General features: G+C 72.9%; 20 protein-coding genes. 12 read left to right on the top strand and 8 right to left on the bottom strand.

Features of this window, described 5'->3' with window-relative positions; all coding sequences use genetic code 11:
- Positions 1-255 precede the first annotated feature (255 nt).
- A complete protein-coding gene (locus OG553_RS09995) occupies positions 256-1,458 on the bottom strand; it encodes an NADP-dependent malic enzyme (protein WP_385763485.1) in 1,203 nt (400 codons plus the stop codon).
- Between the two features lie 525 nt (positions 1,459-1,983).
- Here OG553_RS09995 and OG553_RS09990 point away from each other — a divergent pair.
- From OG553_RS09990 to OG553_RS09980, 3 genes are read left to right on the top strand one after another with little or no spacing between them, the layout of a single operon-like run.
- On the top strand, positions 1,984-2,934 hold the full coding sequence (locus OG553_RS09990; RefSeq protein WP_405978637.1) for an ABC transporter substrate-binding protein: 951 nt from the start codon (positions 1,984-1,986) through the stop codon (positions 2,932-2,934).
- Positions 2,935-2,963: 29 nt separating this feature from the next.
- Positions 2,964-3,911: an amino acid ABC transporter permease gene (locus OG553_RS09985; protein ID WP_405978636.1), complete on the top strand. Its 948-nt coding sequence runs from the start codon at positions 2,964-2,966 to the stop codon at positions 3,909-3,911.
- An 11-nt stretch (positions 3,912-3,922) separates the two neighbouring features.
- Positions 3,923-4,675, top strand: a complete 753-nt coding sequence (locus OG553_RS09980; RefSeq protein WP_362468031.1) for an amino acid ABC transporter ATP-binding protein — start codon at positions 3,923-3,925, stop codon at positions 4,673-4,675.
- A gap of 136 nt (positions 4,676-4,811) precedes the next feature.
- On the opposite strand, the gene OG553_RS09975 is transcribed toward OG553_RS09980, so the two are convergent.
- On the bottom strand, positions 4,812-5,582 hold the full coding sequence (locus OG553_RS09975) for a class I SAM-dependent methyltransferase (protein WP_405978635.1): 771 nt from the start codon (positions 5,580-5,582) through the stop codon (positions 4,812-4,814).
- Positions 5,583-5,672: 90 nt separating this feature from the next.
- Here OG553_RS09975 and OG553_RS09970 point away from each other — a divergent pair, with 90 nt between their 5' ends.
- Positions 5,673-6,302, top strand: a complete 630-nt coding sequence (locus tag OG553_RS09970) for a CGNR zinc finger domain-containing protein (RefSeq protein ID WP_405978634.1) — start codon at positions 5,673-5,675, stop codon at positions 6,300-6,302.
- On the opposite strand, the gene sodX is transcribed toward OG553_RS09970, so the two are convergent.
- The gene (sodX, locus tag OG553_RS09965; RefSeq protein ID WP_405978633.1) at positions 6,206-6,640 is read right to left on the bottom strand and encodes a nickel-type superoxide dismutase maturation protease; all 435 of its coding nucleotides are present in this window, start codon (positions 6,638-6,640) and stop codon (positions 6,206-6,208) included. The genes OG553_RS09970 and sodX overlap by 97 nt on opposite strands.
- 159 nt (positions 6,641-6,799) lie before the next feature.
- Between sodX and sodN the strand changes: the two genes are divergently transcribed.
- Positions 6,800-7,195: a superoxide dismutase, Ni gene (gene sodN / locus OG553_RS09960; protein WP_007266490.1), complete on the top strand. Its 396-nt coding sequence runs from the start codon at positions 6,800-6,802 to the stop codon at positions 7,193-7,195.
- Positions 7,196-7,279: 84 nt separating this feature from the next.
- On the opposite strand, the gene OG553_RS09955 is transcribed toward sodN, so the two are convergent.
- The gene (locus OG553_RS09955; RefSeq protein ID WP_007266501.1) at positions 7,280-7,465 is read right to left on the bottom strand and encodes a DUF6104 family protein; all 186 of its coding nucleotides are present in this window, start codon (positions 7,463-7,465) and stop codon (positions 7,280-7,282) included.
- A gap of 142 nt (positions 7,466-7,607) precedes the next feature.
- On the opposite strand from OG553_RS09955, the gene OG553_RS09950 reads away from it, so the two are divergent.
- From OG553_RS09950 to fxsT, 7 genes are all read left to right on the top strand, one after another.
- The gene (locus OG553_RS09950) at positions 7,608-9,686 is read left to right on the top strand and encodes a trypsin-like peptidase domain-containing protein (RefSeq protein ID WP_405978632.1); all 2,079 of its coding nucleotides are present in this window, start codon (positions 7,608-7,610) and stop codon (positions 9,684-9,686) included.
- Positions 9,687-9,780: 94 nt separating this feature from the next.
- Entirely contained in the window at positions 9,781-10,800 is a 1,020-nt protein-coding gene (locus tag OG553_RS09945; RefSeq protein ID WP_405978631.1) for an AAA family ATPase, read from the top strand.
- A gap of 6 nt (positions 10,801-10,806) precedes the next feature.
- Positions 10,807-14,091: an SAV_2336 N-terminal domain-related protein gene (locus tag OG553_RS09940; RefSeq protein ID WP_405978630.1), complete on the top strand. Its 3,285-nt coding sequence runs from the start codon at positions 10,807-10,809 to the stop codon at positions 14,089-14,091.
- A 67-nt stretch (positions 14,092-14,158) separates the two neighbouring features.
- Positions 14,159-14,368 carry an FxSxx-COOH cyclophane-containing RiPP peptide gene (gene fxsA, locus OG553_RS09935; RefSeq protein WP_405978629.1) on the top strand — a complete coding sequence of 70 codons (210 nt, stop codon included), beginning with the start codon at positions 14,159-14,161 and terminating at the stop codon, positions 14,366-14,368.
- A gap of 98 nt (positions 14,369-14,466) precedes the next feature.
- Positions 14,467-15,726: an FxsB family cyclophane-forming radical SAM/SPASM peptide maturase gene (locus tag OG553_RS09930; RefSeq protein WP_405978628.1), complete on the top strand. Its 1,260-nt coding sequence runs from the start codon at positions 14,467-14,469 to the stop codon at positions 15,724-15,726.
- The gene (locus tag OG553_RS09925; RefSeq protein WP_405978627.1) at positions 15,723-17,051 is read left to right on the top strand and encodes an HEXXH motif domain-containing protein; all 1,329 of its coding nucleotides are present in this window, start codon (positions 15,723-15,725) and stop codon (positions 17,049-17,051) included. The genes OG553_RS09930 and OG553_RS09925 overlap by 4 nt, the downstream gene beginning before the upstream one ends.
- A gap of 88 nt (positions 17,052-17,139) precedes the next feature.
- Entirely contained in the window at positions 17,140-20,145 is a 3,006-nt protein-coding gene (gene fxsT / locus OG553_RS09920; protein WP_405978626.1) for an FxSxx-COOH system tetratricopeptide repeat protein, read from the top strand.
- Positions 20,146-20,269: 124 nt separating this feature from the next.
- Here fxsT and OG553_RS09915 read toward each other — a convergent pair whose 3' ends face one another.
- From OG553_RS09915 to OG553_RS09900, 4 genes are all read right to left on the bottom strand, one after another.
- A complete protein-coding gene (locus tag OG553_RS09915) occupies positions 20,270-24,145 on the bottom strand; it encodes a multifunctional oxoglutarate decarboxylase/oxoglutarate dehydrogenase thiamine pyrophosphate-binding subunit/dihydrolipoyllysine-residue succinyltransferase subunit (protein ID WP_405978625.1) in 3,876 nt (1,291 codons plus the stop codon).
- A gap of 258 nt (positions 24,146-24,403) precedes the next feature.
- Positions 24,404-25,495 carry an ATP-binding protein gene (locus tag OG553_RS09910; protein ID WP_405978624.1) on the bottom strand — a complete coding sequence of 364 codons (1,092 nt, stop codon included), beginning with the start codon at positions 25,493-25,495 and terminating at the stop codon, positions 24,404-24,406.
- On the bottom strand, positions 25,492-26,232 hold the full coding sequence (locus OG553_RS09905) for a response regulator transcription factor (protein WP_401250222.1): 741 nt from the start codon (positions 26,230-26,232) through the stop codon (positions 25,492-25,494). The genes OG553_RS09910 and OG553_RS09905 overlap by 4 nt, the downstream gene beginning before the upstream one ends.
- 106 nt (positions 26,233-26,338) lie before the next feature.
- Positions 26,339-26,662, bottom strand: a complete 324-nt coding sequence (locus OG553_RS09900) for a hypothetical protein (RefSeq protein ID WP_405978623.1) — start codon at positions 26,660-26,662, stop codon at positions 26,339-26,341.
- Between the last annotated feature and the right edge of the window lie 177 nt (positions 26,663-26,839).

Raw genomic sequence — 26,839 nt, 5'->3', positions numbered from 1 at the left:
AACGTCAGCGGGGGTCTCGGAGAGGGGTAGGATTCAAGCCATGCGGCGCGCTCGTCATGAGCCTGTCATTCCCGCCGCGTTCTCGCTTTGCGTTCCCGCGTTCTCTCGCGCGCCCGGCAAGGAGGGCGGAACGACCCCTCCCGGTTCGGGGGCGGGGAGGGTGCGTTCCCGCGGGGGGACGACGCGCACGCGAAGAGGCCCGGCCGGATGGATCCGGCCGGGCCCCACTCGTGCAACCGTGACTCAGCGTGGCGCTCAGGCCAGGCGGGCCACCCCGTCGGCCTTCGCGGCGGCGGCGACCGCGGCCGTGACGGCCTCGGCGACGCGCTCGTCGAACGGCGAGGGGATCACGTAGTCGGCGGCGAGCTCGTCACCCACGACGCCGGCGATGGCGTCGGCGGCGGCGATCTTCATGCCCTCGGTGATCCGGGTCGCGCGGACCTTCAGGGCACCCGCGAAGATGCCCGGGAACGCCAGCACGTTGTTGATCTGGTTCGGGAAGTCCGAACGGCCGGTCGCCACGACGGCCGCGTACTTGTGCGCGACGTCGGGGTGGACCTCCGGGTTCGGGTTGGCCATGGCGAAGACGAAGGAGTTCTTCGCCATCGTGGCCACGGCCTCCTCGCCCACGGTGCCGCCGGAGACGCCGATGAAGACGTCCGCGCCGGCGAGGGCCTCCTCCAGCGTGCCGTTCAGGCCGGTCTTGTTCGTCAGGCCCGCGATCTCCGCCTTGACGTCCGTCAGGTCGGAGCGGTCCGAGGAGACGACGCCCTTGCGGTCGGTGACGCAGACGTCGCCGATGCCCGCGTCGACCAGGATCTTGGCGATGGCGATGCCCGCCGCGCCGGCGCCCGCGATCACGGCGCGCAGGTCGCCGAGGGTGCGACCGGTGAGCTTCGCGGCGTTGCGCAGGGCGGCCAGCGTCACGATGGCCGTGCCGTGCTGGTCGTCGTGGAAGATCGGGATGTCCAGCGCCTCCTGGAGGCGGCGCTCGATCTCGAAGCAGCGGGGCGCGGAGATGTCCTCCAGGTTCACCCCGCCGAAGGACGGCGCCAGACGGATGACCGTCTCGACGATCTCGTCCGTGTCCTTGGTCGCGAGCGCGATCGGAACCGCGTCCACGCCGCCGAACTGCTTGAAAAGAATCGCCTTGCCCTCCATCACGGGGAGGGAGGCCTCGGGACCGATGTCACCGAGTCCGAGCACGGCCGTACCGTCGGTGACGACGGCGACCACGTTCGACTTCCAGGTGTACTCGTTCACGAGCTCCGGCTGCTCGGCGATGGCGGTGCACACCTTCGCCACGCCGGGGGTGTACGCCAGGGACAGGTCGTCCTTGTCGTTCACCGGCACCGTGGCCTGGATGGCCATCTTGCCGCCACGGTGCAGTGCGAACACCGCATCGGGGTTGTTGTCCGTCGCACTGTCGCTGCGAGGGTTGACGATCTCCGCTGCCACTTCGTGTGACCCCTTAAGTCCTTGAATCGTTGAGGGTGGCCACTCCTGGTTAAGGGGTGGGCGGGCACCGCGTCCGTACTCCGCATCGACGGTTGGACCGCCTCCGCGGAGGGGAGGTTCGTACGCGCGGGCGCGCCGCACGCGCGCCCTGAGCCCCGGATGAGGGGTGTAAGGATCTGTTCTACCCGAAGAACACTCGCCCAGACGAGTCGATTCCGGACTGATCGTAGGGTCCTTGCCCCGGTTTTGGCTAAAAGTCCAAATCTCTCTGTCCACCAGGCGAGACGCACCGTAAATAGTGAGGCGAAAACGGCTGGTCACGGGGGTTTGTGCGGCTCCGATGGGCCTTGCCCGCAGTCCTGTTGGGTAGTCGGGGGCGCCCGTTATCTGATTTTGACCTGACGGGCACCCTGAATGCGTCAGTCCGAATGGCAAGATGCCGTAATCACACAAGGTCGCGACACTCGATGGTGCGTGTCCGCCCTTCTCTCGGATGCTTTTCCACCCCTGTCGGAGGAACCGCTCATGACCGCAAGCACCACCCGTCGTACGACCGCCGCCCGGTCCCGGATCGCCGCGGTCGGCGCGATCGCGGTCGCCGGCGCCCTGATCCTCACGGGATGTGGCGACCAGACCGAGGGCAACGGCTCCTCGGACTCGGGCAAGACCGACAACAGCGCCCCGCTGTTCTCGAAGCTCCCGAAGAAGATCCAGGACGCGGGTGTCATCAAGGTCGGCTCCGACACGGCGTACGCGCCGATGGAGTTCGTCGACGGCGGCAAGATCGTGGGTGTCGACCCCGACATCGCCGAGGCCCTCGGCAAGCAGCTCGGCGTGAAGTTCCAGTTCACCTCCGGCACCTTCGACGGTCTGATCACCTCCCTGGAGACCGGTCGCCAGGACATCGCGATGTCCTCGATCACGGACAACAAGAAGCGCCAGGAGGGCCTGGACGACAAGGGTGCCAAGATCGGCAAGGGCGTCGACTTCGTCGACTACTTCTCCTCCGGCGTCTCGCTCCTCGTCAAGAAGGGCAACCCGCAGGGCATCAAGTCCCTCGACGACCTCTGCGGCAAGACCGTCGCCGTCCAGCGCGGCACCACGTACGAGGACACCTTCAAGGCCCAGGCCGAGAAGTGCGGCGACAAGAAGCTCACCATCGAGGCGTTCGACACCGACGCCGAGGCCCAGACCCGCGTCAAGGCCGGCGGCGCCGTCGCCGACCTGAACGACTTCCCGGTCACCGCCTACACGGCGAAGACCTCGGGCGGCGGCAACGACTTCGAGGTCGGCGGCCAGCAGGCCGACGTCGGCCTCTTCGGCATCGCGGTCTCCAAGGAGAACACCCAGCTCCGCGACGCGCTCAAGGAAGCCCTCGACGCCATCATCAAGGACGGCTCCTACGCCAAGGTCCTGGAGAAGTGGAACGTGAAGGACAGCGCCGTGCAGTCCGCCACGATCAACGCCGGCAAGTGATCCGAGAGCTCCACTGAAGGGCAGTCATTGTGACTGACAAGATCGACAAGGGTCCGGCCGCAACTCCGGCCGGGCCCGGCGCCTCGGGCAATCCCTACGAGGCGATCAAGGCCATCCCCGTACGGCACTACGGCCGCTGGATCAGCGCCGTGGCCGTCGCCGTCATCCTGGCGTGGCTCGTCTACGCCTTCTCCCAGGGCAAGATCATCTGGGGCACGGTCGGCGACAAGCTGTTCGACCCCGCGGTCCTCACCGGCCTCGGCAACACCATCATCATCAGCATCTCGGCCATGGCGCTCGGCCTGGCGCTCGGCATCCTCTTCGCCGTGATGCGGCTGTCGAAGAACCCGGTCACGAGCTTCGTCTCCTGGCTCTACATCTGGTTCTTCCGCGGCACCCCGGTCTACGTGCAGCTGCTGGTCTGGTTCAGCCTCCCGCTGATCTTCCAGTACATCAACCTGGGCCCGATCTACAAGAACGAGACCGTCGACGTCATGACGCCGTTCATGGTCGCCCTCCTGGGCCTCGGCCTGAACGAGGGCGCCTACATGGCGGAGATCGTCCGCGCGGGCATCCAGTCCGTCGACGAGGGCCAGACCGAGGCCTCGCACGCGCTCGGCATGACCCAGACGCAGACCATGCGCCGCGTCGTGCTGCCGCAGGCGATGCGCGTGATCATCCCGCCGACCGGCAACGAGTTCATCAACATGCTGAAGACCTCGTCCCTGGTCTCGGCCGTGCAGTACACCGAACTCCTGCGGGCCAGCTCCAACATCGGCAGCACCGCCGGCGCGGTCATCGAGATGTACTTCGTGGCCTCCATCTGGTACCTCGCGCTGACCAGCGTCTTCAGCGTCGGCCAGTACTACCTGGAGCGCCGCTACGCCCGCGGCTCGCTGCGCAGCCTGCCGCCCACCCCGTTCGAGCGGCTCAAGGCCAACCTGAACATGTTCCGCCGTACGGAGGTGGCGAAGTGACCGCCCAGCCGATGGTCAAGGCCGAAGGCGTCCACAAGTCGTACGGCGCCGCCCACATCCTGCGCGGCATCGACCTTGAGGTCGCCCCCCGCGAGGTCTTCTGCCTGGTCGGCCCGTCCGGCTCCGGCAAGTCCACCTTCCTGCGCTGCATCAACCACCTGGAGCGCATCAACGCCGGCCGGCTCTCGGTCGACGGCCAGCTGGTGGGCTACAAGCAGAAGGGCGACAAGCTCTACGAGCTGAAGGACAGCGAGGTCGCGGCCCAGCGCCGGGACATCGGCATGGTCTTCCAGCGCTTCAACCTCTTCCCGCACATGACCGCCATAGAGAACGTCATGGAAGCCCCGGTCATGGTCAAGGGCGAGAGCAAGGCCGTGGCGCGCGAGCGCGCGGTCAAGCTCCTGGACCGCGTCGGCCTCGGGACCAAGGGCGGGAACTACCCGTCCCAGCTCTCCGGCGGCCAGCAGCAGCGCGTGGCGATCGCCCGCGCGCTGGCCATGGAGCCGAAGCTGATGCTCTTCGACGAGCCCACCTCGGCCCTGGACCCGGAGCTGGTCGGTGACGTCCTCGACGTCATGCGCGACCTGGCGGAGTCGGGCATGACCATGATCGTGGTGACCCACGAGATGGGCTTCGCCCGCGAGGTCGGCGACAACCTCGTCTTCATGGACGGCGGCGTCGTGGTCGAGTCCGGCAACCCGCGCGACGTGCTGGGCAACCCGCAGCACGACCGCACGAAGGCGTTCCTCTCCAAGGTGCTGTAGCGCTCCGCGGGAACGTGTGGGGGAGCTGCGTGCGGGCCGTCCGTGGCCGGTCGCGCAGTTCCCCGCGCCCCCGGCGGGGTGCGGAAGGGGCGGTACGGACATCCGTACCGCCCCTTCGCGCTGCCGCGGGGAATTCCTACTTGAGGCCTAGGACCAGCGCGTCCGAGGGGGAGCGCCAGACCGTACGGGCCTCCGCGAAGCCCGCCTCCCGCAGGGTGCGGGCGTGCCAGAACTCGTCGGGGGTGTCCCCGTCGGCGTGCTCCCCGTAGATCTCGAACCTGGCCTTCGTGGGCCCGGCCAGCACCGGGTCGGACGCGGCCAGCGCCCACCAGTCCCGCCAGTCCAGGACCCCGGCGGCCTTCGCCCGGTCCATCCCGGCGTGCCGCTGCGCCCGGTCGGCGGCGTTGATCAGCGGGGTGGAGGCGTCGGGCATGTGGTCGGCGTTCATGAAGACGCCGCCCGGGCGGACCAGGGACGAGATCCGGCCGTAGAGGACCGTGAGCTCCTCGCTGTGCAGCCAGTGCAGGGCGGTCGCGGTCAGCACGGCGTCGTACGAGTCGTACGGCAGTGCCGAGCGCCAGTCGGGGTCCTTGAGGTCGGCGGTGACGAAGGAGACCCGGTCGTCCCCCTCGAAGTGGCCCCGGGCGATCGTCAGCAGCGCGGGGTCCAGATCCAGCCCCGTACTCGTCGCCTCCGGGAACCTTCGCAGCAGCCGGTCCGTGATACTTCCCGTACCGCACGCGAGGTCGAGCACCCGGGGGGAGGGGCCGACGAAGGCCTCCACCATGTCCAGCATCACCCGGAACCGCTCCTCGCGGTCGGGCATGTACCACTCCTGCTGGCGGTCCCAGCTCTCCTGCCAGGCCCGCCAGTCCGTACCGAACGCGCCAGTCACGGCGTCCGCCATCCCGAACCCCTCCATACGTAATACCCTCGAAGCCAAAGCAGCCGTTACCCGGCTGATGCAGACACTAATCCGCAGCCGTAAGGACTACAAGTGGAACTGGCCCATTACTCGGACTTCGCCGTGCGTCTGGTCAACACCGAGGAGCCGGCCCGCAACAAGGACGCCCTCACCTCCGTGGACGACGTCCGCGCCCTCTTCGGCGCCAGCGTCCAGATGGCCCGCCGGGTCACCGACACCGACGTCACCCGCTTCCGCAACGTCCGCGGCCGGCTGCGCGCCGTCTTCGAGGCGGCCGACGGCGGCGACCACGCCCTCGCCGTCGACCTCCTCAACTCCCTCCTCATGGAGTTCCCCGTCAGCCCCCAGGTCACCGGCCACGACACCGTCCGCGAGGACGGCAGCCCCGACTGGCACATCCACCTCGCCGAGCACCCCTCCAACGCCTCCGCCGGCTACGCCGCCATGGCCGCCATGGGACTCGCCTTCGCCCTCACCGAACACGGCCCCGACCGCCTCGGCCTGTGCCAGGCCCCGCCCTGCCGCAACGCCTACCTCGACACCTCCACCAACCGCTCCCGGCGCTACTGCTCCGACCGCTGCGCCACCCGCGCCAACGTCGCCGCCTACCGCGCCCGCAAGCGGCTGGAGGCCGAGGCGTCCGCACGCAGCGGCCGCACCGCCGACAGCGCCCAGGACAGCCGCGCCCTCAGCGAACGCTGACCCGCCGGGCGCGGCCGCAGCCGCAGGAACGCCACCGCCAGCACCAGCTCCTCGGGCACCGCGCCGTAGTCGGCGCTGTCCCCCGTCTCGTTGAACGGGTTGTCCCCGAGCATCCACCAGCCGCCCGCCCGCCGCTCCGCCGCCCGCTTCACCACCAGCAGGTCCTGCTGGAGCGGATGCCGGAACACCACCACGTCACCCGGCCGGACCAACGCCCCGTACCGGACCGCCAGCCGGTCCCCGTGCACCAGCGTCGGCACCATCGACGGCCCCGACACCTCGGTGATCCCCACGCGCACCCGCGCCCGCCCGCTCCGCACCATCTCAGGCCTCCTCATCGCTCCCCGCATGCTGCCGTACGGCCCCGTACGTTCGCTCACCCCCGCTCGGCCGGGGCTGGACTTTTGTCCTAAGCCCATGGGGGCGCCCGCGATTTCCGGATTCTCAGCGAGTAATCTCCACCCTTGAGAAGACGATCACGAGGAGGACCCACTCCAATGCTTTCCCGCTTCTTCGCCCCCAAGGTGAAGGTCTCCGCCCACTGCGACCTGCCCTGCGGCGTGTACGACCCGGCCCAGGCCCGCATCGAGGCCGAGTCCGTCAAGGCCGTCCAGGAGAAGTACCAGGCCAACGAGGACGCGGACTTCCGCGCGCGCGCCATCACCATCAAGGAGCAGCGCGCCGAGCTCGCGAAGCACCACGTCTCGGTGCTGTGGAGCGACTACTTCAAGCCCCCGCACTTCGAGAAGTACCCCCAGCTGCACACCCTGGTCAACGACACCCTGAAGGCCCTCTCGGCCGCCAAGGCGTCGAACGACCCGGCGACCGGCGCCAAGGCCCTGGAGCTCATCGCCGAAATCGACCGCATCTTCTGGGAGACCAAGGCCGCCTGATCCGGGCCCTCCCCAGCGGTACACGACCGAGGGGCCCGACCGCACGCGGTCGGGCCCCTCAGTCGTGCGTACGCACTGCTCGGACTACTCGTCGTCCTCGTCCTCGTCGTCCAGCCGGGCCAGCCAGGTCGCCAGGCGTTCCACCGGGACCTCGAAGTCCGGGTTCAGGTCGACGAACGTGCGGAGCTGCTCGGCGAGCCACTCGAAGGTGACCTCCTCCTCGCCGCGCCGCTTCTCCAGCTCCTCGATGCCGCGATCGGTGAAGTACAAGTCGGGCTCCGTGCCGTGTCGTGGTGATGGGGGTGTTTCCCGCCAGGATAATCCGCTTACCCCCGAGACCCTCCCGCCCGCCGGTCACACGGCGCTACCTTGGACGCCCTTCACGGGGCGAGCGGGGGACGGGGGACCAGAGATGCCGGACGGGCGCACGGCCGGATCCGCGCGCGCCTTCGAGCTCCTCGAACCCCTCGTCCGGGCCGCCACCGTACGCGTCCACGCGCCCCCGGACGGGTATGAGACCCCCGGGACGGGGCCGACGTGGGGGAGCGGGTTCTTCATCGCCCCGGGCTGGGTCCTGACGTGCGCGCACGTGGTCGGCGAAGGGGGTGCTGCCGTGCGGCTGGCCGGGCGTGAGGTCGGCATCACCTTCTTCTCCGGGGGCGGGGCGGGCACCCGGGGCTCCGGCGGCGACGGCGCCACCGGGACGGTCACCGGCCGGGTGGAATGCGTACTGCCCGAACGGCTCGACGAGCGGCGGCCCGGCCGCCGCGCCCTGTGGGACTTGCCCGACCTCGCGCTCGTCCGCGTCCTCGCCCCCGTCACCCACGCCTGCGTCTGGCTCACCGACCGGGCCAGACCCCGCCTCGACGAGGCCGCCTACTTCGGCTGCACCGAGGAACTCGGCTTCCGCGAGATCACCGGCCGCACCACCCGGCTGCGCGGCCACGCCGCCGGCGGCGCCGCGATCCGCCTCGGCGACGACGACGAGATCGAAGCCGGCATGTCCGGCGGACCCGTCGTCGACCTCGCCCGCGGAGAGGTCGTCGGCGTCGTCAAGGCCCGCCGCAACGGAGCCGGCGGCGGCCTCGCCGTCTCCGTGGCCCAGCTGCGCACCCTGCCCATGGCCCCCACCGGCCAGACCGGCCTCTACCGCCGGGTCATGCAGGCCCACGACCTGTACCACTACGACCGGCACCTGAGCGACCTCGACAGCCGCAGGACCTGGACCGACGTGCACGACGAACTGCCCGCCGGCGACGGCGACCCCTACGGCGGCCGCGGCCGCCTCACCGCCGGAGAACGCACCACCCTGTGCGGACTCCTCGCCGAACTCCCGCCGCCCGGCTCCTCCGAAGCCGTACGGGAGCTCGCGGAGCAGGCCAGGGGCGAGGAGCCCGACACCACCCTGCCCGCCCCGCTCAGCTGGCGCGACGGCCTCGGCCTGCTGCACGACCCGCCCGGCGCGGGCGGCGAGGCCGCCGCCATGCTCCGCTACGCCACCGCCGTCAGCGTCGCCGACCACCGCGAGCCGCCCGCCCCGGGCGCCGACGAGGAACTGTGGGACTGGGTGCGCGCCACCGCCGAACGGCTCTGGCGCCCCCTGCGCCGGGAACTGGGCGAGCGGCACGAACGCGGCCTCGCCGAACGCGAACGCCGCCGCCGCGCCGCCGCCGGCCGGGAGGCGCACGGCCCCGCCCGGCGCCACACCGGGCTGCCGCCGGGCCCCTCCGTACTGCTGGAGGCCTGGGCCCACGGCTGGGAGGACGTCTACGACTGGCGGGTGTCCGTCCTCGCCGGCCCCGCCCGCCCCGACCGGGTCACCCCCGTCGCCGCCGGCGTACGCGCGACCCTGGCGGCCCTGCCCGAGGCGCTGCGCGCCCCGCTCGCCGAGGGCTTCCGGCGGTGCGACACGCACGAGGCGGCCGCACTCCTCGAAGTCGCCGTCGCCCCCGAACTGTTCGGGCTCGCCGTCGACGAGTGGACCGTGTCGGGCGGGACCCCGGTCGGGGTGCAGCGGCCGGTGGTGTTCCGCTCCGGCGGCGGAGCCGTCGCGGCCGGTCGGTGGGCGCGGGTGCAGGCGGGGCCGCTGCTGGACCAGCGGGCCGACTGCCTGCGCGGCCGCCCCCGCAGCCCCTCGCCGGGCTGGCTGGCCGGACTCCTCGACAACACCGTCCCGGTGCTCTGCCGGGCTGCGGACGCCGAACCGACCCTGGGCGCGCTGCACTCCGTACGCGAGGCCGGCTACGGGGTGGTGGTCTGCCGCAGGCCCCCGCCCGACCCGGGGGCCTCCTGCGCCCCCTTCCACCGGGGGCTGCGGGAGGAACTGGCCGAGGCGGGCCGGGGCGCGGTGCTGCCGCAGCGCCTCCAGGCCCTGCGGCAACGGGCGTACGGGGCGGACCCCGACGCCTACTGGGCGGCCGGGCTGGCCCTCGTATGGGACGACCCCGCACGGGCGCTGCCGGAGGACGAGCCGCTGCGGGGCGACCTGTGAGGCCACCGGTGAGGCGGCGGGCACCCGCGCGGGCCCGCGGGGCGGGTGCGGGAGCGGGGTACGGACGGTACGGGCTGCGCGGGAGGGAGCGGGAGTGAACGAGGAATGGCTCATCTACCGGGGCGTGGGCGAACCCCACGACGGGATCGAGGCCCTGCCCGAACCGCCGCCCTGGCGGGACTTCGACGGCGGCCCCGCCGTCGAACCGGGCGGCCCCGCCGCGGCCGCCGACGGGAACGTGGCCCGCCGCCTCGGCGCCCACCGGCAGGCCGCCGAGCTCCACCGGCCCGAACCGGAGGAACTGGAGGCCGTCAACGCCGCCCTCTACCTGCGCCGGCCCCTCCTCGTCACCGGCTACCCCGGCACCGGCAAGTCCACCCTCGCCCACGCCGTAGCCCACGAACTGAAACTCGGCCGCGTGCTGCGCTGGCCCGTCGTCTCGCGGACCGTCCTCCAGGAGGGCCTCTACCGCTACGACGCCCTCGCCCGCCTCCAGGACGTACAGATCGCCGCCGGAGCCGGCGCCGGAGGATCCGCCGGCCCGCCGCCCGGCATCGGCCGGTACATCCGGCTCGGCCCCCTCGGCACCGCGCTGCTGCCCACCGAACGCCCCCGCGTCCTCCTCGTCGACGAGCTCGACAAGAGCGACATAGACCTCCCCAACGACCTGCTGAACGTCCTGGAGGAAGGCGAGTTCACCCTCCCCGAACTCGAACGCGTCGCCGACTCCGAACCCGAGGTCCAGGTCCTCACCGACGACGGGGCCAAGGTCACCGTCCGCGACGGCCGCGTCCGCTGCCGCGCCTTCCCCTTCATCATCCTCACCAGCAACGGCGAACGGGACTTCCCCGCCGCCCTGCTGCGCCGCTGCATCCAGCTCAAGCTCGGCCAGCCCGGCGAGAAACGCCTCGCCACCATGGTCCGCGCCCACCTCGGCGAGGAGGCCGCCCAGCTCGGCGCCGACCTCATCCGCGAGTTCCTCACCCGCTCCCGCTCCGAACTGGTCGCCGCCGACCAGCTCCTCAACGCCATCTACCTCACCCACTACGCCGCCCCGCCCAGCCGGGACGACCTCGCCGACCTGCTCATCCAGCGCCTCGACCGCCCGAGGTGAGCCCCGGTGCCCCAGGAACCCGCACACCCCGACGGGGCCGCGGCCGCGGACATCCGCGCCCTCGCCGGGCTGCTGCGCGCCGCCGGGCTCGACCCGTCCGCCGAGGAACTCGCCGACGCGCTCTGGCTGGCCGCCAGGGCCGGCAGCGCGGCGGCCCGGCCCGCCGGCACCGGCCCGGAGCCCGGCCCCGCCGAGCCCGACGGGGCGGACGGCCCGCCCGGACCCGCCGACACCGCCGGACCGCCCCCCGAGCCGACGCCGGAGGAACCCGACCCCGAGGACCCGGTCAGCCTCTACCCCGCCGGGGAACCCGCCGCCCCCGACACCGGGGCCGCCGCCGAGATCCCCGTCGCCGGCGGGGTCCCCGTACGCGTGCCCGGGGCGGCGGCACTGCCCCGGATCCTGGAGATCCAGCGGGCCCTGCGCGCCCTCCAGCGGCACCGGCCCCCCGGCCGCCCCACCCGTACCGTCCTCGACGAGGCCGCCACCGCCGAGGCCAGCGCCCGGGCCCTCGGACTGGTCATCCCCGTGTTCCGGCCGGAGAGCCGCCGCGAGGCGACCGTACGGCTGGTCATGGACGCCTCGCCCTCCATGGCCGTCTGGCGGGAGATGTTCGAGGAACTCCGCTCCGTGTGCGAACGCCTCGGCGCCTTCCGCGACGTCCAGGCCCACCACCTGCACCGGCTTCCCGACGGCACCGCCGCCGTCGGCCGCGGACCCGCACCCGGCCCCGGACTGCGCTCCGGCGACCAGCTCCGCGACCCCACCGGCCGGGCCCTGACCATCGTCGTCTCCGACTGCGCCGGCCCGCTGTGGCGGGAGGGCCGGGCGCAGCGGCTGCTGCACCGCTGGGCCGAGTGCGCGCCCTGCGCCGTCGTACAGCCCCTGCCGCAGCGGCTGTGGGCCCGCACCTGGCTGCCGACCGAACGCGGACTGCTCGAACGGGCCCGCGGAGGCGGAGGAGGGGGAGGGGGAGGGGGAGCGGCCGGCGGGACCGGGCTGCGGTTCCGGCCCGAACGCCCGCCCCGGCCCGGCCGGCCCACCGGCGGCCTCACCGTGCCCGTGCTGCCGCCCAACGCCATCGCCCTCGGCGCGTGGGCCCGGCTCGTCGCCGGACTCGGCACCGGGCCCGTCCCCGCCGAGGTCGGCCGCGTCCTCGCCCGCCACCCCGCCGCCCCCGTACCGCTCCCGCCCACCGCCCGTCCCCCGCGCGAACTCGTCCGCCGGTTCCGCTCCTCCGCCGCACCCGGCGCCGTCCAGCTCGCCGTGTACCTGGCCGCGGCACCGCTGACCCTGCCCGTGATGCGGCTGGTGCAGCGCACGATGCTGCCCGACTCCGAACCCTCCGACCTGGCCGAGGTCCTGCTCGGCGGACTGCTGCGGCGCAGCGGCGAACCCGCCGGACAGTGGTACGAGTTCGTGCCCGGCGTGCAGGAGGTGCTGCTCGGGCCGCTCGGCCGGGACGAAGCCGCACTGGTGCTCAAGCACTGCTCCGAGTACGTACTGGCCCACTTCGGGCGGGGCGTGCGCAACTTCCCCGCACTGGCCGTCGCCCAGCTCACCGGGGAACCCGCCCCCGACCCGGACACCGCCCCGGCGCCCGGCCCCGACGCCGGGTGGGACGGCGGCCGGGTGCCGCCCGGACAGCTCCCGCAGGCCTTCGCGCAGGTCTCCGCGAAGGTCGTACGCCGCTACCTGCCGGGCCCGCCCGAGGAGGACCCGCAACCCCCCGCACCGCCCGTCCCGGTCCCGGTCACCGAACCGCCGCCGGGCCGCGCCTGGGCCGTCCGCGCCGCCCGGGACCGGCTCGCGGCCGGCCCGCCCGACGCCGACGCGCGGCCCCTGTACGAGTCCGCCGCACTGCTGCGCCGGGCCGTGGCCGTCCCGCCAGGCCCGGACGACCCCCCGGAGGAGGCCGAGACCGAACTCGCCGCGGTACTGCTGCGGCTGTGGGCCGTCCAGCGCGACCCCGAACACCTCGACGAGGCCGAACGGGCCGCCACCGGGCTGCGCACCGCCGCCGGCCGGGCCGCGCTGGGCCGGGTGCTGTACGAGCGGGCCGTCGCGGCGGGCGCGGCCCCCGAGCTGCTGGCCGCCGCCGACCGGGAGTTCGCCGCCGCGGCCGCCGACCCCGCCCTCCAGCGGGACTGCGCCGTACTGCGCGGCCGGACCCTGCTCCGGCTGGCCGCGCTGCGCGACGAGGAGGGGCCGCTGCACGAGGCACGGGCCGCCCTGGGGCCGCTCGCCGCCGCGGAGGGGGCGGCGGCCCCGGACCCGGAGCTCCTCCTGACCCTGGGCCGCGTCCTGGTGGCCCTCCTCTCGCGCACCCCGGACCCGGCGGAACGCACCGCCCTGGCCGAGGGGGCGGCCGGCACCCTGACCGCGGCCCTCCTCGCCCCGGCCCAGGACCCCGCCGACGACCCCGGCCCCGGACTCACCGCGCGGATCCGCGTCGAGCTGGGCGCGGCGCTGCGGTACCTGCCCGCCCGGCTGGAGGAGGCCGTCGCGCAACTGGCACCGGCCCTGGAGGAGGCGGCCGGGGACTCCGGGCTGCGGCTGGCCGCCCTGCTGTGCCTGGCCCGCGTGCACCGCGCCCGGTACGCGCGCGACGCCGACCCGGCCGCCCTGGAGGCGGCGGCCGAGGCCTACGGCCGGGCCCGGCGGCTGATCCCCCGGGACGGCGAGGCCTTCGGGGAACTGCTGCCCGAGTGGGGCGACGTACTCCTGGACCGGGCCCGCGCCGCCGACGGGCGCGGCTTCGCGTCCACCGCCGTGCGGGTGCTGCGCGAGAGCCGCGCCGCCGTCCCCCAGTCCGACCCCGGGGCCGCGTACCGGCTGCGCCGGCTGGCCGCCGGGCTGCGGCTGCGCCACGTCTACGAAGGGGACCTCGTCGACCTGCGGGAGGCCGAATACCTGCTGGAGCTGGCCGTCCGCCAGGGCCACGGCCCCCTGGACCGGGCCCGCGCCTGGCGGGAACACGGCGACGTGCAGCAGGAGATCCACGCCCACACCCGCACCGCCGACCGCCTCGACCGCGCGGCGGACTCCTACCGGCGGGCCTGGCGCGCCGCCCTGGAGGCCGACCGCACCGAGGGCGCCGACGCGGCCCTGCCGCTCGCGGCCAGGGTCCAGGAGCTGCGCGGGGAGGTCCTGGAACGCCTCGCCCGCCCCCGCGCCGCCCTGGACGCCTACCGGTCCGCACTGGAGCTCCGCCACCGCCTGGGCGAACCCGACGGCGCCCCGGCCCGCGCCGTCCGCGCCCGCGTCAGCGCCCTGGAGGCGGGCACCTGAACCGTTTCCCCCCGCCGGGCACAGGGAAAAGGCAGTGGACCACACACGACAAGGGGACGGGCAGCCCATGCTGAGCGGACGTCAGGAAGCGGAAGCACCCCCACCGGCCCGCCCGTGTCCCGGGCCGAGGCCCGGGCTGCCGGACCTCACCGGGATCGACCTGGCCGCACTGCGAGGGATCGACCACCCCGTGCTCGCCGAGGTCATCGACGGCCTGGTCGACCGGGTCACGCACCCGGCCGAAATCCTCAACGCGTTCGACTCGGGCGTCGCCTGACGGCCGCCGCCCCCGCGCCGGAGTTGACCACTTTCCGCCGTTAGCCGGGCCCCCGCGGAGGGCAGGGATGGACCGTCCGCAGGGGAGAGGTACAGGCGATGAGCCAAGCGATCACGAGCGGTCCCGTGCCGCCCGTGCACCGGACCCTCGCAGGTCACGCCCGCCACGCCCGCTGGCCGTACGCCCGGCTCGACGTCCCCGGCCTGCGCGCCGCGGGCCACCGCCCGCAGCCCATCCGCCAGTTCGTCCTCAAGACGCGCAGCCGCTGCAACCTCGCCTGCACCTACTGCTACGTCTACGAGATGGCCGACCGCAGCTGGCGCACCCGCCCCGTCGCCATGACCCCCGCCACCGCCCGCCGCGCCGCCGAGCGGATCGCCGAGCACGCCGCCGCCCACGAACTGCCCCGCGTCGACCTCGTCCTGCACGGCGGCGAACCCCTCCTCGCAGCGCCCGCCGAACTCGCCGCCCCCGTCGAGGCGGTACGGGCCGCCGTCGCCCGGCACGCGCCCCGCACCCGCGTCACCGCCGCCGTCCAGACCAACGGCACCCTCCTCACCGCCGGCCGGATCAAGGCCCTCGCCGCCGCCGGGATCCGGATCGGCGTCAGCCTCGACGGCGGCCTGCCCGCCCACAACCGGCGCCGCGTCGACCACACCGGCCGGCCCGGCTTCGCCGCCGCCGCGCGCGGACTGCGGCTCCTCGCCCGCCACCCCGACAGCTACGCCGGGGTGCTGTGCGTGGTGGACATCGCCCAGGACCCCGTGGAGACGTACGAGTCCCTGCTCGCCTTCGCCCCGCCCAGCATCGGCCTGCTGCTGCCCCTGGCCAACTGGAGCACCCCGCCGCCCGGCCGCCCGGGCCACCCGACCCCGTACGGGGACTGGCTCCTCGCCGTCTTCGAACGCTGGTGGCACGACCGGACCCGGCGCACCGGCATCCGGATCTTCGAGGAGGTCATCGCCCTGCTGCTCGGCCTGCCCGCCGCCACCGAGACACTGGGCCTGGCGCCCGTCACCACCGCCGTCGTCGAGACCGACGGCAGCATCGAACAGGCCGACTCCCTGAAGTCCGCTTACGAAGGGGCCGCCGCGACCGGCATGACCCTGGACGGCCACAGCTTCGACGACCTCCTCGAACACCCCGGCTTCGCCGCCCGCCAGCTCGGCCGCGACGCCCTCGCCGCCGGCTGCCGCACCTGCGAACTCGTCGAGGTGTGCGGCGGCGGCCACTACCCGCACCGCTACCGGGCCGGCGACGGCTTCCGCCAGCCGTCCGTGTACTGCGCCGACCTCCAGGCCGTCATCCGGCACGTCGCCCACGCCCTCCACACCGCCGCCGGACGGTCCGCCTCATGACCCACCGCACCGACACCGGTACCGACACCGGCCTCCCCGCCCAGCGGAACGGGGCCGGGCCCCCCGGGACCGGACGGCAGGACCTCGCCCGGTTCGCCGTCAGCTCCCACACCCTGCGCGCCCTCGCCTCCACCGAACCCTCCGACGAGGGCACCCGCCTCGTGCACGACGTACGCCGCTCCAAGCGGCTGCTCCTGCTGCGCGCCGTACTCGACGCCGCACCCGGCACCGAGACCGCGGAACACTGGGCGCTCCTGGAGGAAGCCGAACGCCAGGACCCCCTGGCCGTCCACGACGTACTGCACTACCCCGCCACCGGAGTCTGGGCCGAGGAGACCCTCCGCCGCCTCCACGCCCCCCAGGGCCCCCCGCCCGACCTCGCCCACCTCGGAGCGCTCGCCGTGGCCGCCGCGCTGCGCGCCGGAATCGGCTTCAAGGCCACCCTGCGCCCCGTCAACGGCCGCCTCGTCCTGCCCACCCTCGGCCTGATCCGCCCCCAGGGCCCCGGCCGGCTCGCCCTGACCGAACGCTCCTGGGACACCGCCGACGTCCTCCCGCTGCACGCCCTGCCCGGCGGCGCCCGCACCTCCCTCGACGACCTCGACCCCTACCGGGTCCCGCCACCCGGCACCGCCACCGGCCCGGCCGCCGTCCGCCCAGCCCGCCGCCTCACCCCCAAGGGGCACAAGCGCTGGGACATCCAGTGGTCCGGCGCCCACACCCTCCTCGGCCGCTACGACTCCGCCCGCGCCGAGGAGATCGGCCTGCTGCTGCGCTCCGTGGTCCCCCTCGCCGGCGGCTCCCGCTCCACCGGCGCCACCCTGCCCGCCGCCGCCGGCTCCGTCCTGGCCCGCGCCCAGGCCCCGCCCGCCCTCGCCGCGACCCTCGTCCACGAGGTCCAGCACGGCAAACTCGCCGCCCTCGCCGACGTCCTCACCCTCCACACCGCCGACCGCACCCCCCGCCACTGGGCCCCCTGGCGCACCGACCCCCGCCCCCTGGAAGGGCTGCTGCACGGCACCTACGCCCACCTCGCCCTCGCCGGCTACTGGCAGCACGCCGCCCTCTACGGAGCCCGCGGCGCCTGGGCCCAGCACGCCCGGATCCGCGCCCAGGTCGCCGCCGTCCTCCCCGCCCTGCGCGCCCACCCCGCACTCACGGTCACCGGACGGGAGTTCGTCGACGGCATGGCCGCCGCCGAACGCGCCATGGACGCCACCCCGCCCCCCGGCGACCAGCACGCCGGAGCCCGCCGCACCCTGGAACGCGAACGCCGCGCCTGGTGCGAGGCCCACCCCGAACTCGCCCCGTTCGTACGGGTATGACGCCCCGTCCGCTGCGGTACCTTTCAAGCCAGCCCCTCCGCACCGCCCCGCACCCCGTCCATCGCACGGACCACAGGGAGACGGCCGCATGACCGGTACCGCCATGCGTCACGACCGCGACGGAGCCGCCCCCGCGCAGCGCTTCGTCATCAGCTTCGCGGGCTTCAACCGCCCCTGGGCGGTGTGGATCGCCCACCGGCTGGAAGAACACGGCCACCGCGTCGTCCTCCAGCGCTGGGACCCGCAGAGCAGCCCCGGCGGGCTCACCGAGGCCCTCGACGACCTGGCCCGCGCGGGCGGCCGGATCCTCGTGGTCCTCAGCGAGCGCTACTTCTCGGCGGGCACCCACACCGACGAGGAGTGGAACACCGCCCTGCGCACCGTCACCGCCTCCCACCCCGACCGGTTCGCCGCCGTCTGCCTCACCGACGCCCCCCTGCCCAGCGCCGTCGCCGCCCTGGAGAAGACCGACCTGTGGGGCCTGGACGCCTACGAGGCCGAATACCGCGTACTGCGCCGCCTGGAACTCCCCACCGACCGCATCGGCACCGAGAGCGGCCGCCGCGGACCCCGCTTCCCCAACGACCCGCCCGAGATCTGGGGCCGCGTCCCGCGCCGCAACCCCCGCTTCACCGGCCGCAACGACGTCATCGGCCGGCTCCGGGCCGCCCTCACCGAGGCCCCGCCCGGCGCCTCCACCGTCACCCTCCTCGGCCTCTCCGGCGTCGGCAAGACCCAGGTCGCCACCGAGTACGCCTACCGCTTCGCCTCCGAGTACGACGTCGTGTGGTGGGTGCCCGCCGAAGACCGGCCCACCCTGCGCGAACGCCTAGCCGACCTCGCCCCCGCCCTCGGCCTGCCGCGCGGCGCCGGCAGCTACGGCGAGCAGATCCGGGCCGTACTGGAGGCACTGCGGCGCGGGTCCCCGTACCACCGCTGGCTGATGGTCTTCGACGGCTGCGACAACCCCGACGACCTCACCGACCTGCTGCCCTCCGGCGCCGGCGACGTCATCATCACCTCCCGCAACCGCGAATGGGCCGCCCGGCACACCAGCCTCGTCGAGGTCCCCCTCTACGCCCGCCCCGAGTCCGTCACCTTCATCCGCCGCCGCGCCCGCCGCCTCACCGGCGACGAGGCCGACCAGCTCGCCGACGCCCTGGAGGACTACCCCCTCGCCCTCGACCAGACCGCCGGCTGGCTCGCCGACTCACCGCTCGGCGTCGGCGAGTACCTCACCCTCCTCCAGCACCGCCTCGACTCCCACGAGGCCGTCACCCTCTCCGACGACTACCCGCTGCCCTTCCCGACCGCGCTGGCCATACTCCTCAACAACGTCCGGGAGAACTTCCCCGACGCCCTCGCCCTGCTGCGGCTGTTCGTCTTCTTCGCCCCCGGCCGGGTCCCGCTGCGCCTGCTGCGCGAATTCCCCGCCGACGGCGTCCCCGAACACCTCGCCGGGATCCTCAACGACCAGATCCGCTGGAACGCCGCCCTCAACAAGCTCGTCCAGTTCTCCGTGGTCCGCCTGGAGTACTCCGACCTCTCCGTCGAGGAGGGCGGCGGCCTGGAGACCGTCCAGCTCCACCGCATGGTCCACAACATCGTCCGCGAGAACCTCGCCGAGGACGAGTCCGACCAGCTCTCCCGCGCCGTCCGCCAGGTCCTCGCCGCCGCCGACCCCGGCCGCCCCACCGACTCCCGGCTCTGGCCCCGCTACGCCGAACTCGTCCCCCACCTCGACCACGCCGGAGTCCTCACCAGCAGCAACCCCCGCATCCAGAACTTCCTGCTGCACTGCCTGCGCTACCTGATCCTCGCCGGCGAGTACCGCACCTGCCTGCGCCTGTCCGAACGGACCGACGGCGTCTGGCGGGCCATGCTCGGCGACGACCACGACCAGGTCCGCGAACTCAGCTACCACTACGGCGGCGCCCTGCGCATGCTCGGCCACTTCCGGCAGGCCGAGACCCTCGCCCGCAACGTCGCCGACCGGCTCCTCGCCGAACGCGGCGACCGCGACCTCGAAACCCTCCGCGCCACCAGCACCTACGCCGGAGTCCTGCTCAGCACCGCCAAGTTCGACGAGGCCCGCGAACTGCTGGAACACGCCTTCGCCACCTACCGCGAACTCCTCGGCGAGGACGACTCCACCACCCTCGGCGCCCAGAACAACGTGGCCGTCGCCCTCCGCCTCCTCGGCCGCTACCAGGAGGCCTACGACACCGACCTCGACACCCTGCGCCGCCGCGAGCGCGTCCTGCGCGTCCGGCACATCGCCACCCTCTCCTCCGGCATCGGCTGCGCCATGGGCCTGCGCCTCATGGGCCGCTACCGCGAGGCCCTCGCCCGCCAGGAACAGGGCCTCAAGCTCCACGTCCAGGTCCTCGGCGCCAACCACCCCCAGACCCTGCGCGCCGAACACAACCTCGGCCAGTGCCTGCGCCGCACCGGCGACATCCCCGGCGCCGGCTCCCGGCTGCGCAGCGTCCTGGAACGCTCCACCCGCGTGTTCGGCGCCGAATTCCCCTGGACCCTGATGGTCGCCTCCGACTACGCCACCTACCTGCGCGAGTACGGGGACATCGAGGAGGCCCGCCGGATCTCCGAAGAGGTCGTACGCGGCTACCAGTCCCAGCTCGGCCTCGCCCACCCCTACAGCATCGGCACCGTCGGCAACCTCGCCCTCGTGCTGCGCGCCCAGGGCGAACGCACCGAAGCCCTGAACCTCGCGGAACAGGCCCTGGTCGGCATGCGCGGCGCCCTCGGCGACCACCACCCCTGGACCCTGGGCTGCGCCCTCAACGCCACCGGCCACCGCAACATCACCGGCCGCCTGGACGCCGCGCTGGACCTGAGCCGGGACACCCTGCGGGCCGCCGAACAGGTCCTGGGCCCGGACCACCCCATGACCCTGAGCGCCCAGATCGCCCTGGCCGCCGACCTCCGCGCGGTCCGCGAGGACGCGGAGGCCTCGAAGCACGAGGACGCCGGCCTCAAGGCCCTCACCCGCACCCTGGGCCCCCAACACGTCCACACCGTCTCGGCCCGCCAACAGACCCGCCCCTACTGGGACTTCGAACCGCAGCCGTAACCAGCCTCGCCGGCGTTTGAGGCGCGGGGTCCGGGGCGGAGCCCCGGCAGCGGCGGGGAAGCCGGAAGGCCCGGCCCCCAGGTGGGGGGCCGGGCCTTCCGTCATGTGCAGGTCGCGTCAGCGACTAGGCCTCGAAGACCTCGTTCATCAGCAGCTGCTGCTCCGCCTGGTGGCGCTTCGCGGAGCCCACCGCCGGAGACGAGCCGTGCGGACGCGAGACGCGCCGCAGGCGCTCGCCCGCCGGGATGTCCGCGCCGACCGCCAGGTCGAGGTGGTCGATCAGGTTCAGCGCGATGAACGGCCACGCACCCTGGTTCGCCGGCTCCTCCTGCGCCCAGATGTACTTCGCCGCGTTCGGGAACTTGGCGATCTCCGCCTGGATCTCGGCACCCGCCAGCGGGTACAGACGCTCGATGCGGATGATCGCGGTGTCCGTGATGCCGCGCTTCTCCCGCTCGGCCTCCAGGTCGTAGTAGACCTTGCCCGCGCAGAAGACGACCTTGCGGACCGCGTTCGGGTCCACCGTGGAGTCGCCGATGACCGGACGGAACGAACCGCTCGTGAACTCCTCCGCCTTCGACGCCGCAGCCTTCAGACGCAGCATCGACTTCGGGGTGAAGACGATGAGCGGCTTGTGGTGCGGGTTGTGGACCTGCCAGCGCAGCAGGTGGAAGTAGTTCGACGGCAGGGTCGGCATCGCGACCGTCATGTTGTCCTGCGCGCACATCTGGAGGAAGCGCTCGGGACGCGCGGACGAGTGGTCCGGGCCCTGGCCCTCGTAGCCGTGCGGCAGCAGCAGCGTGACGCCGGAGGTCTGGCCCCACTTCTGCTCGGCCGAGGAGATGAACTCGTCGACGACGGTCTGCGCGCCGTTGACGAAGTCACCGAACTGGGCCTCCCAGAGGACCAGCGCGTCCGGACGGGCCAGCGAGTAGCCGTACTCGAAGCCCATGGCCGCGTACTCGGAGAGCAGCGAGTCGTAGACGTTGTAGCGGGCCTGGTCGTCCGACAGGTACAGCAGCGGGGTGTAGTCCTCGCCGGTCTCCCGGTCGATGAGGACCGCGTGGCGCTGGCCGAACGTGCCGCGGCGGGAGTCCTGGCCGGACAGCCGGACCGGGGTGCCCTCCATCAGCAGCGAACCGAAGGCCAGGGTCTCGCCCATGCCCCAGTCGATGGTGCCGTCGTCGATCATCGCCGCGCGGCGCTGCAGCTGCGGCAGCAGACGCGGGTGGACGGTGACGCCCTCGGGGATGTTGACCTGGGACTCGGCGATCCGCTTGACGACGTCCTGGGAGATCGCCGTGTTCACGGCGACAGGGAAGTCGGCCTGCGGGGCCGGGACCGGCGCGGCGACCGCGGGCTGCGTGGCGGCCTCGCGGACCTCCGCGAAGACCTTCTCCAGCTGGCCCTGGAAGTCCTGGAGCGCCTGCTCGGCCTCTTCCAGGGTGATGTCACCGCGACCGATGAGGGACTCGGTGTACAGCTTGCGCACCGAGCGCTTCTTGTCGATCAGGTCGTACATCAGCGGCTGCGTGAACGCCGGGTTGTCCGACTCGTTGTGGCCGCGGCGGCGGTAGCAGATGAGGTCGATGACCACGTCCTTGTTGAACGCCTGGCGGAACTCGAAGGCCAGACGGGCAACGCGCACGACCGCTTCCGGGTCGTCGCCGTTCACGTGGAAGATCGGCGCCTCGATCATGCGGGCCACGTCGGTCGCGTACATCGAGGAACGCGAGGACTCCGGGGCGGCGGTGAAGCCGACCTGGTTGTTGATCACGACGTGGACGGTTCCGCCGGTGCGGTAGCCGCGCAGCTGCGACATGTTCAGCGTCTCGGCGACCACACCCTGGCCGGCGAAGGCCGCGTCGCCGTGCAGGGCCAGCGGCAGGACGGTGAAGTCCGTGCCGCCCTTGTTGATGACGTCCTGCTTGGCGCGGGCGACACCCTCCAGGACCGGGTCCACCGCCTCCAGGTGGGAGGGGTTCGCGACGAGCGAGACCTTGATCTGCTCGCCGTCCAGGCCGGTGAAGGTGCCCTCGGCGCCCAGGTGGTACTTGACGTCGCCGGAGCCGTGCATGGACTTCGGGTCGAGGTTGCCCTCGAACTCGCGGAAGATCTGCGCGTACGACTTGCCGACGATGTTCGCCAGGACGTTCAGGCGGCCGCGGTGGGCCATGCCGATGACGACCTCTTCGAGGCGGGCCTCGGCGGCCGAGTCGATGACGGCGTCGAGCAGCGGGATGACGGACTCGCCGCCCTCCAGGGAGAAGCGCTTCTGGCCGACGTACTTCGTCTGCAGGAAGGTCTCGAAGGCCTCGGCGGCGTTCAGGCGGCGCAGGATGCGCAGCTGCTCCTCGCGCTCCGGCTTGGTGTGCGGGCGCTCGATGCGGTCCTGGATCCAGCGGCGCTGCTTCGGGTCCTGGATGTGCATGAACTCGACGCCGGTGGTGCGGCAGTACGAGTCGCGCAGCACGCCGAGGATGTCGCGGAGCTTCATCATCGACTTGCCGGAGAAGCCGCCGACCGCGAACTCGCGCTCCAGGTCCCACAGGGTGAGGCCGTGCTCGGTGATGTCGAGGTCGGGGTGCTTGCGCTGCTTGTACTCCAGCGGGTCGGTGTCGGCCATGACGTGGCCGCGGACCCGGTAGGAGTGGATCAGCTCGAAGACGCGGGCGGCCTTCGTGACGTCGTCGTCGTGCGAGGCGTCGATGTCACGGTTCCAGCGGACCGGCTCGTACGGGATCCGCAGCGACTCGAAGACGTCGTCGTAGAAGTTGCCCTCGCCGAGGAGCAGGTTCGCGACGATGCGCAGGAACTCGCCGGAGGCCGCGCCCTGGATGACCCGGTGGTCGTAGGTCGAGGTCAGGGTCATGACCTTGGAGATGCCCAGCTTGTTCAGGGTGTCCTGCGAGGTGCCCTGGAACTCGGCGGGGTAGTCCATGGAGCCGACGCCCATGATGACCGACTGTCCGGGCATCAGGCGGGGCACGGAGTGGACGGTGCCCAGGCCGCCGGGGTTGGTCAGCGAGACGGTGACGCCGGTGAAGTCGTCCATCGTCAGCTTGCCGACGCGGGCGCGGCGCACGATGTCCTCGTAGGCCTGCCAGAACTCGAAGAAGTTGAGGGTCTCGGCCTTCTTGATGCCGGCGACGACGAGCTGGCGGTCGCCGTTGGGCTTCACGAGGTCGATCGCGAGGCCGAAGTTCACGTGCTCCGGCTTGACCAGGGTCGGCTTGCCGTCCTTCTCCGCGAAGGAGTGGTTCATGGACGGCATGGCCTTGATGGCCTGCACCATCGCGTAGCCGATGAGGTGGGTGAAGGAGATCTTCCCACCGCGGGCGCGCTTGAGGTGGTTGTTGATGACGATGCGGTTGTCGAACAGCAGCTTCACCGGGACGGCGCGGACGGACGTGGCCGTCGGGACGTCGAGGGAGGCGTTCATGTTCTTGGCCACGGCGGCGGCGGGGCCGCGGAGCGTCACCAGCTCGGGGCCGGCGGGGGCCTCGGTGGCGGGCGCGGCCTTCTGGGCCGGGGTGGCGGCGGCGGCCGGAGCCTGGGCCTGAGGGGCGGGCGCGGCCGGTGCGGCGGCCGGGGCCTGGGAGGTGACAGTCACAGCAGGGGCACCAGAGGGGGTGGCAGGAGCAGGGGCAGGAGCTGACACAGGTGTGGGCGCGGCTGCGGGCGCGGCAGGCGCCGCCCCCGTGGCGGCGTCGACGGCCTGAGGAACCCCGGCGGTGGCGGTGGCGGCCTGTGCGGAGGCGCCGTCCGTCGTCGGGGTCTTGATGGGTTCGGCCGCCTTCACCGGGGCGGCAGCGCCCCCCGGCTTGTAGTCGGCGAAGAAGTCCCACCAGGCCCGGTCGACCGAACTCGGGTCCTGGAGGTACTGCTGATAGATCTCGTCGACGAGCCACTCATTCGCGCCGAAGCCTGAGGCGGGGTTCTTCCCGCCCTCTGCTGCGTCGGTCGTGGTGCTCGGGTTACTGGGGGACTGTGGCGACACGGCGGCAACCGCCCTCTTCCGCTTCACAAGGTATGGACAGCGGGGATAAAGGCTACGCCTCCCAGGGCGTGTGATGCAGGCCGGGCGGGACTTCCGTCGTGCAGGTCACACCGAACGGCGGGTTTCACCCATCGGAATGGCGGGAAACAAGCGTGGTTCGGGTAGGGGTCAGCCAGGTTGCGACCCCCTAGGCCTCGCACCCCTGACGACCCCGGGCACGTGTGGCCGAGATCATGTCCTTCCCACTCGAACCCTACGTCAAGACGACACCTGTGAGCTGCCCGGAAGGGTGACAAGGATTCGGCAACCCCGTGACGATTCGGCCACGCCGATGTGCCCCCCGTGCAGCCCGACCGCCCAGCGGGCGATGGCCAGCCCGAGCCCGGTGCCCCCGTCCCCGCTCGAATCCCCGCCGCCGGCCGAACCCCGGTTGAACCGCTCGAAAACCCGGTGCCGCTCCGCCTCCGGAATCCCCGGCCCCTCGTCCACGACCTCCAGCGCCAGGCTCCCCGGCGCCTCCCCGGCGCGGGCCCGGACCGTGACCCGGCCGTGCGCGGGACTGTGCTTCACCGCGTTGTCGATCAGGTTCGCCACCACCTGGTGCAGCCGCTCCGCGTCCGCGTACGCGGTCAGTTCCGGAGGGTGCACATCCAGATGAAGGTGCACGTCATTGCGGGTGTGCCCACCCGAACCGGAAGTCAGCCCTGGCCGTCCGGCAGCCGCCAGCCCCGACTCCTTCAGCACCCCCGACAGATACGGCCACACCTCGAACCGGCGCGCCTTCAACGGCACCACACCGTTGTCCACCCGCGACAGGTCCAGCAGGGTGTCCACCAGCCGGCCCAGCCGCTCGGCCTGCTTCAGCATCGTCCGCATCGTCTCCGGATCGGCCTCCGAGACCCCGTCCACCACGTTCTCCAGCACCGCCCGCAACGCCGCGATCGGAGTGCGGAGCTCGTGCGAGACGTTCGCGACCAGCTCTCGACGGTGCCTGTCCTCGGCCTCCAGATCGTCGGCCATCCGGTTGATCGTGGACGCCAGATCACCCAGCTCGTCACGCCGCCCCGCACCGCTCACCCGGCGCGTGTAGTCCCCGTGCGAGACCGCCCGCGCCACCTTCGTCATCTCGTCCAGCGGCGCCGTCAGACCGTGCGCCACGAACTGCGTGATCAGCATCGAGGCGATCACCGAGAAGACCGTGATGAACCGCAGCTCCGTCGCCGTACGGAGGGCCACCATCAGCAGCCCCGTCGTGATGAACACCGAGACCACGACGAGCACACCCAGCTTCGTCTTGATCGAGAACGGCGAATAGGGCCGCAGACCCGGCCCCCGCGGCGGCCCGCTCACGCCTGCGCCGGGGTCTCCAGGGCGTACCCGACGCCATGGACCGTACGGATCCGGTCCGCGCCGATCTTCCGCCGCAGCGCCTTGATGTGGCTGTCGACCGTACGGGTCCCCGACGCGTCGGCCCAGTCCCACACCTCCGCCAGCAACTGCTCCCGCGAGAGCACCGCACGCGGCGTCCCCGCCAGGCACACCAGCAGGTCGAACTCCGTCGGCGTCAGGTGCACGTCCTCCGCCTGCACCCGCACCCTGCGCTGCGCGTGGTCGATCTCCAGGTCGCCCAGACGCAGCGTCGCCCCGCGCGGAGCCGTCGCGGCCAGCGTCGCCCGCTCCACCCGGCGCAGCAGCACGTGCACCCGCGCGGCCAGCTCGCGCATCGAGAACGGCTTCGTCATGTAGTCGTCGGCCCCGACCCCGAGACCGACCAGCATGTCGGTCTCGTCGTCCCGCGCCGTCAGCATCAGCACCGGGACCGGCCGCTGTGCCTGGACCCGGCGGCAGACCTCCAGCCCGTCGAAGCCGGGCAGCATGACGTCCAGCACCAGCAGCTCGGGCTGCCAGCTCTCCGCGGCGGCGACGGCGGCCGGACCGTCGTACGCCGTCTGCACCTGGAAGCCCTCGGCCCGCAGCCGGGCCGCGATGGCGTCGGCGATCGTGCGGTCGTCCTCGACCACGAGCACGCGCCGCTGCGCACCTGGTGTGGCCGCGGCGACGCTGTGGGTGGTGTGTGTCTGTTCCATGTCCCGCCCCTGAAGATCCCGCGTGATGGGGTGCAGCGTAGAGGAGGCACCGGCCTGCGGCTATGCGGGGTTCGGACAGGAGCCGGGGTCATCCGGAATCAGAGATTCATCCCGTCGCGTCGAATCCCGGCAGCGCGCCCAGCACCTTGCGGAGCCCCGGAGCCAGCTCCGTCTGGTCCGCGGCGACCTCGAAACCACCGTGCACGAAGGCGTACGTGAACCCGTCGTAGACCGGCGGATCGGCCGTGGCCACCCGGGGCAGGTGAGCGAAGTCCGCCTCACGCAGCGCCGTCCGCAGGGCCTCCAGCCGGGACGGCTCCAGCTTCCCGGAACGCAGGTCGCGGACCTTCCCGTCGAGGAGGCTCCAGGAGCCGTCGCCCTTGACGATCACGGTCCGGACCTGGCCCGCGAAACCACCGCTGCGCGTCACGCGGACGAGGGTCTGGGAGGCGGCCTGGGTTGCCGTGGGGGAGGGGGGACGGGAGGAGGAGGGCGAAGGGGATGCGGTGGATGCGGTGGGGGAGGGGGCGGGCGTGGGCGTTGGGGGTGGGGTCGCGGTGGGCGCGGCTGCCGTGGGCGCCGTCGGTGCCGCCGTGGCCTCCGGGGG

The organism is Streptomyces sp. NBC_00158 (assembly GCF_045160885.1).
Classification (GTDB): domain Bacteria; phylum Actinomycetota; class Actinomycetes; order Streptomycetales; family Streptomycetaceae; genus Streptomyces.
The sequence above is the reverse complement of the archived record's forward strand: the minus strand, read 5'-3'. Positions and strand labels throughout refer to the sequence as shown.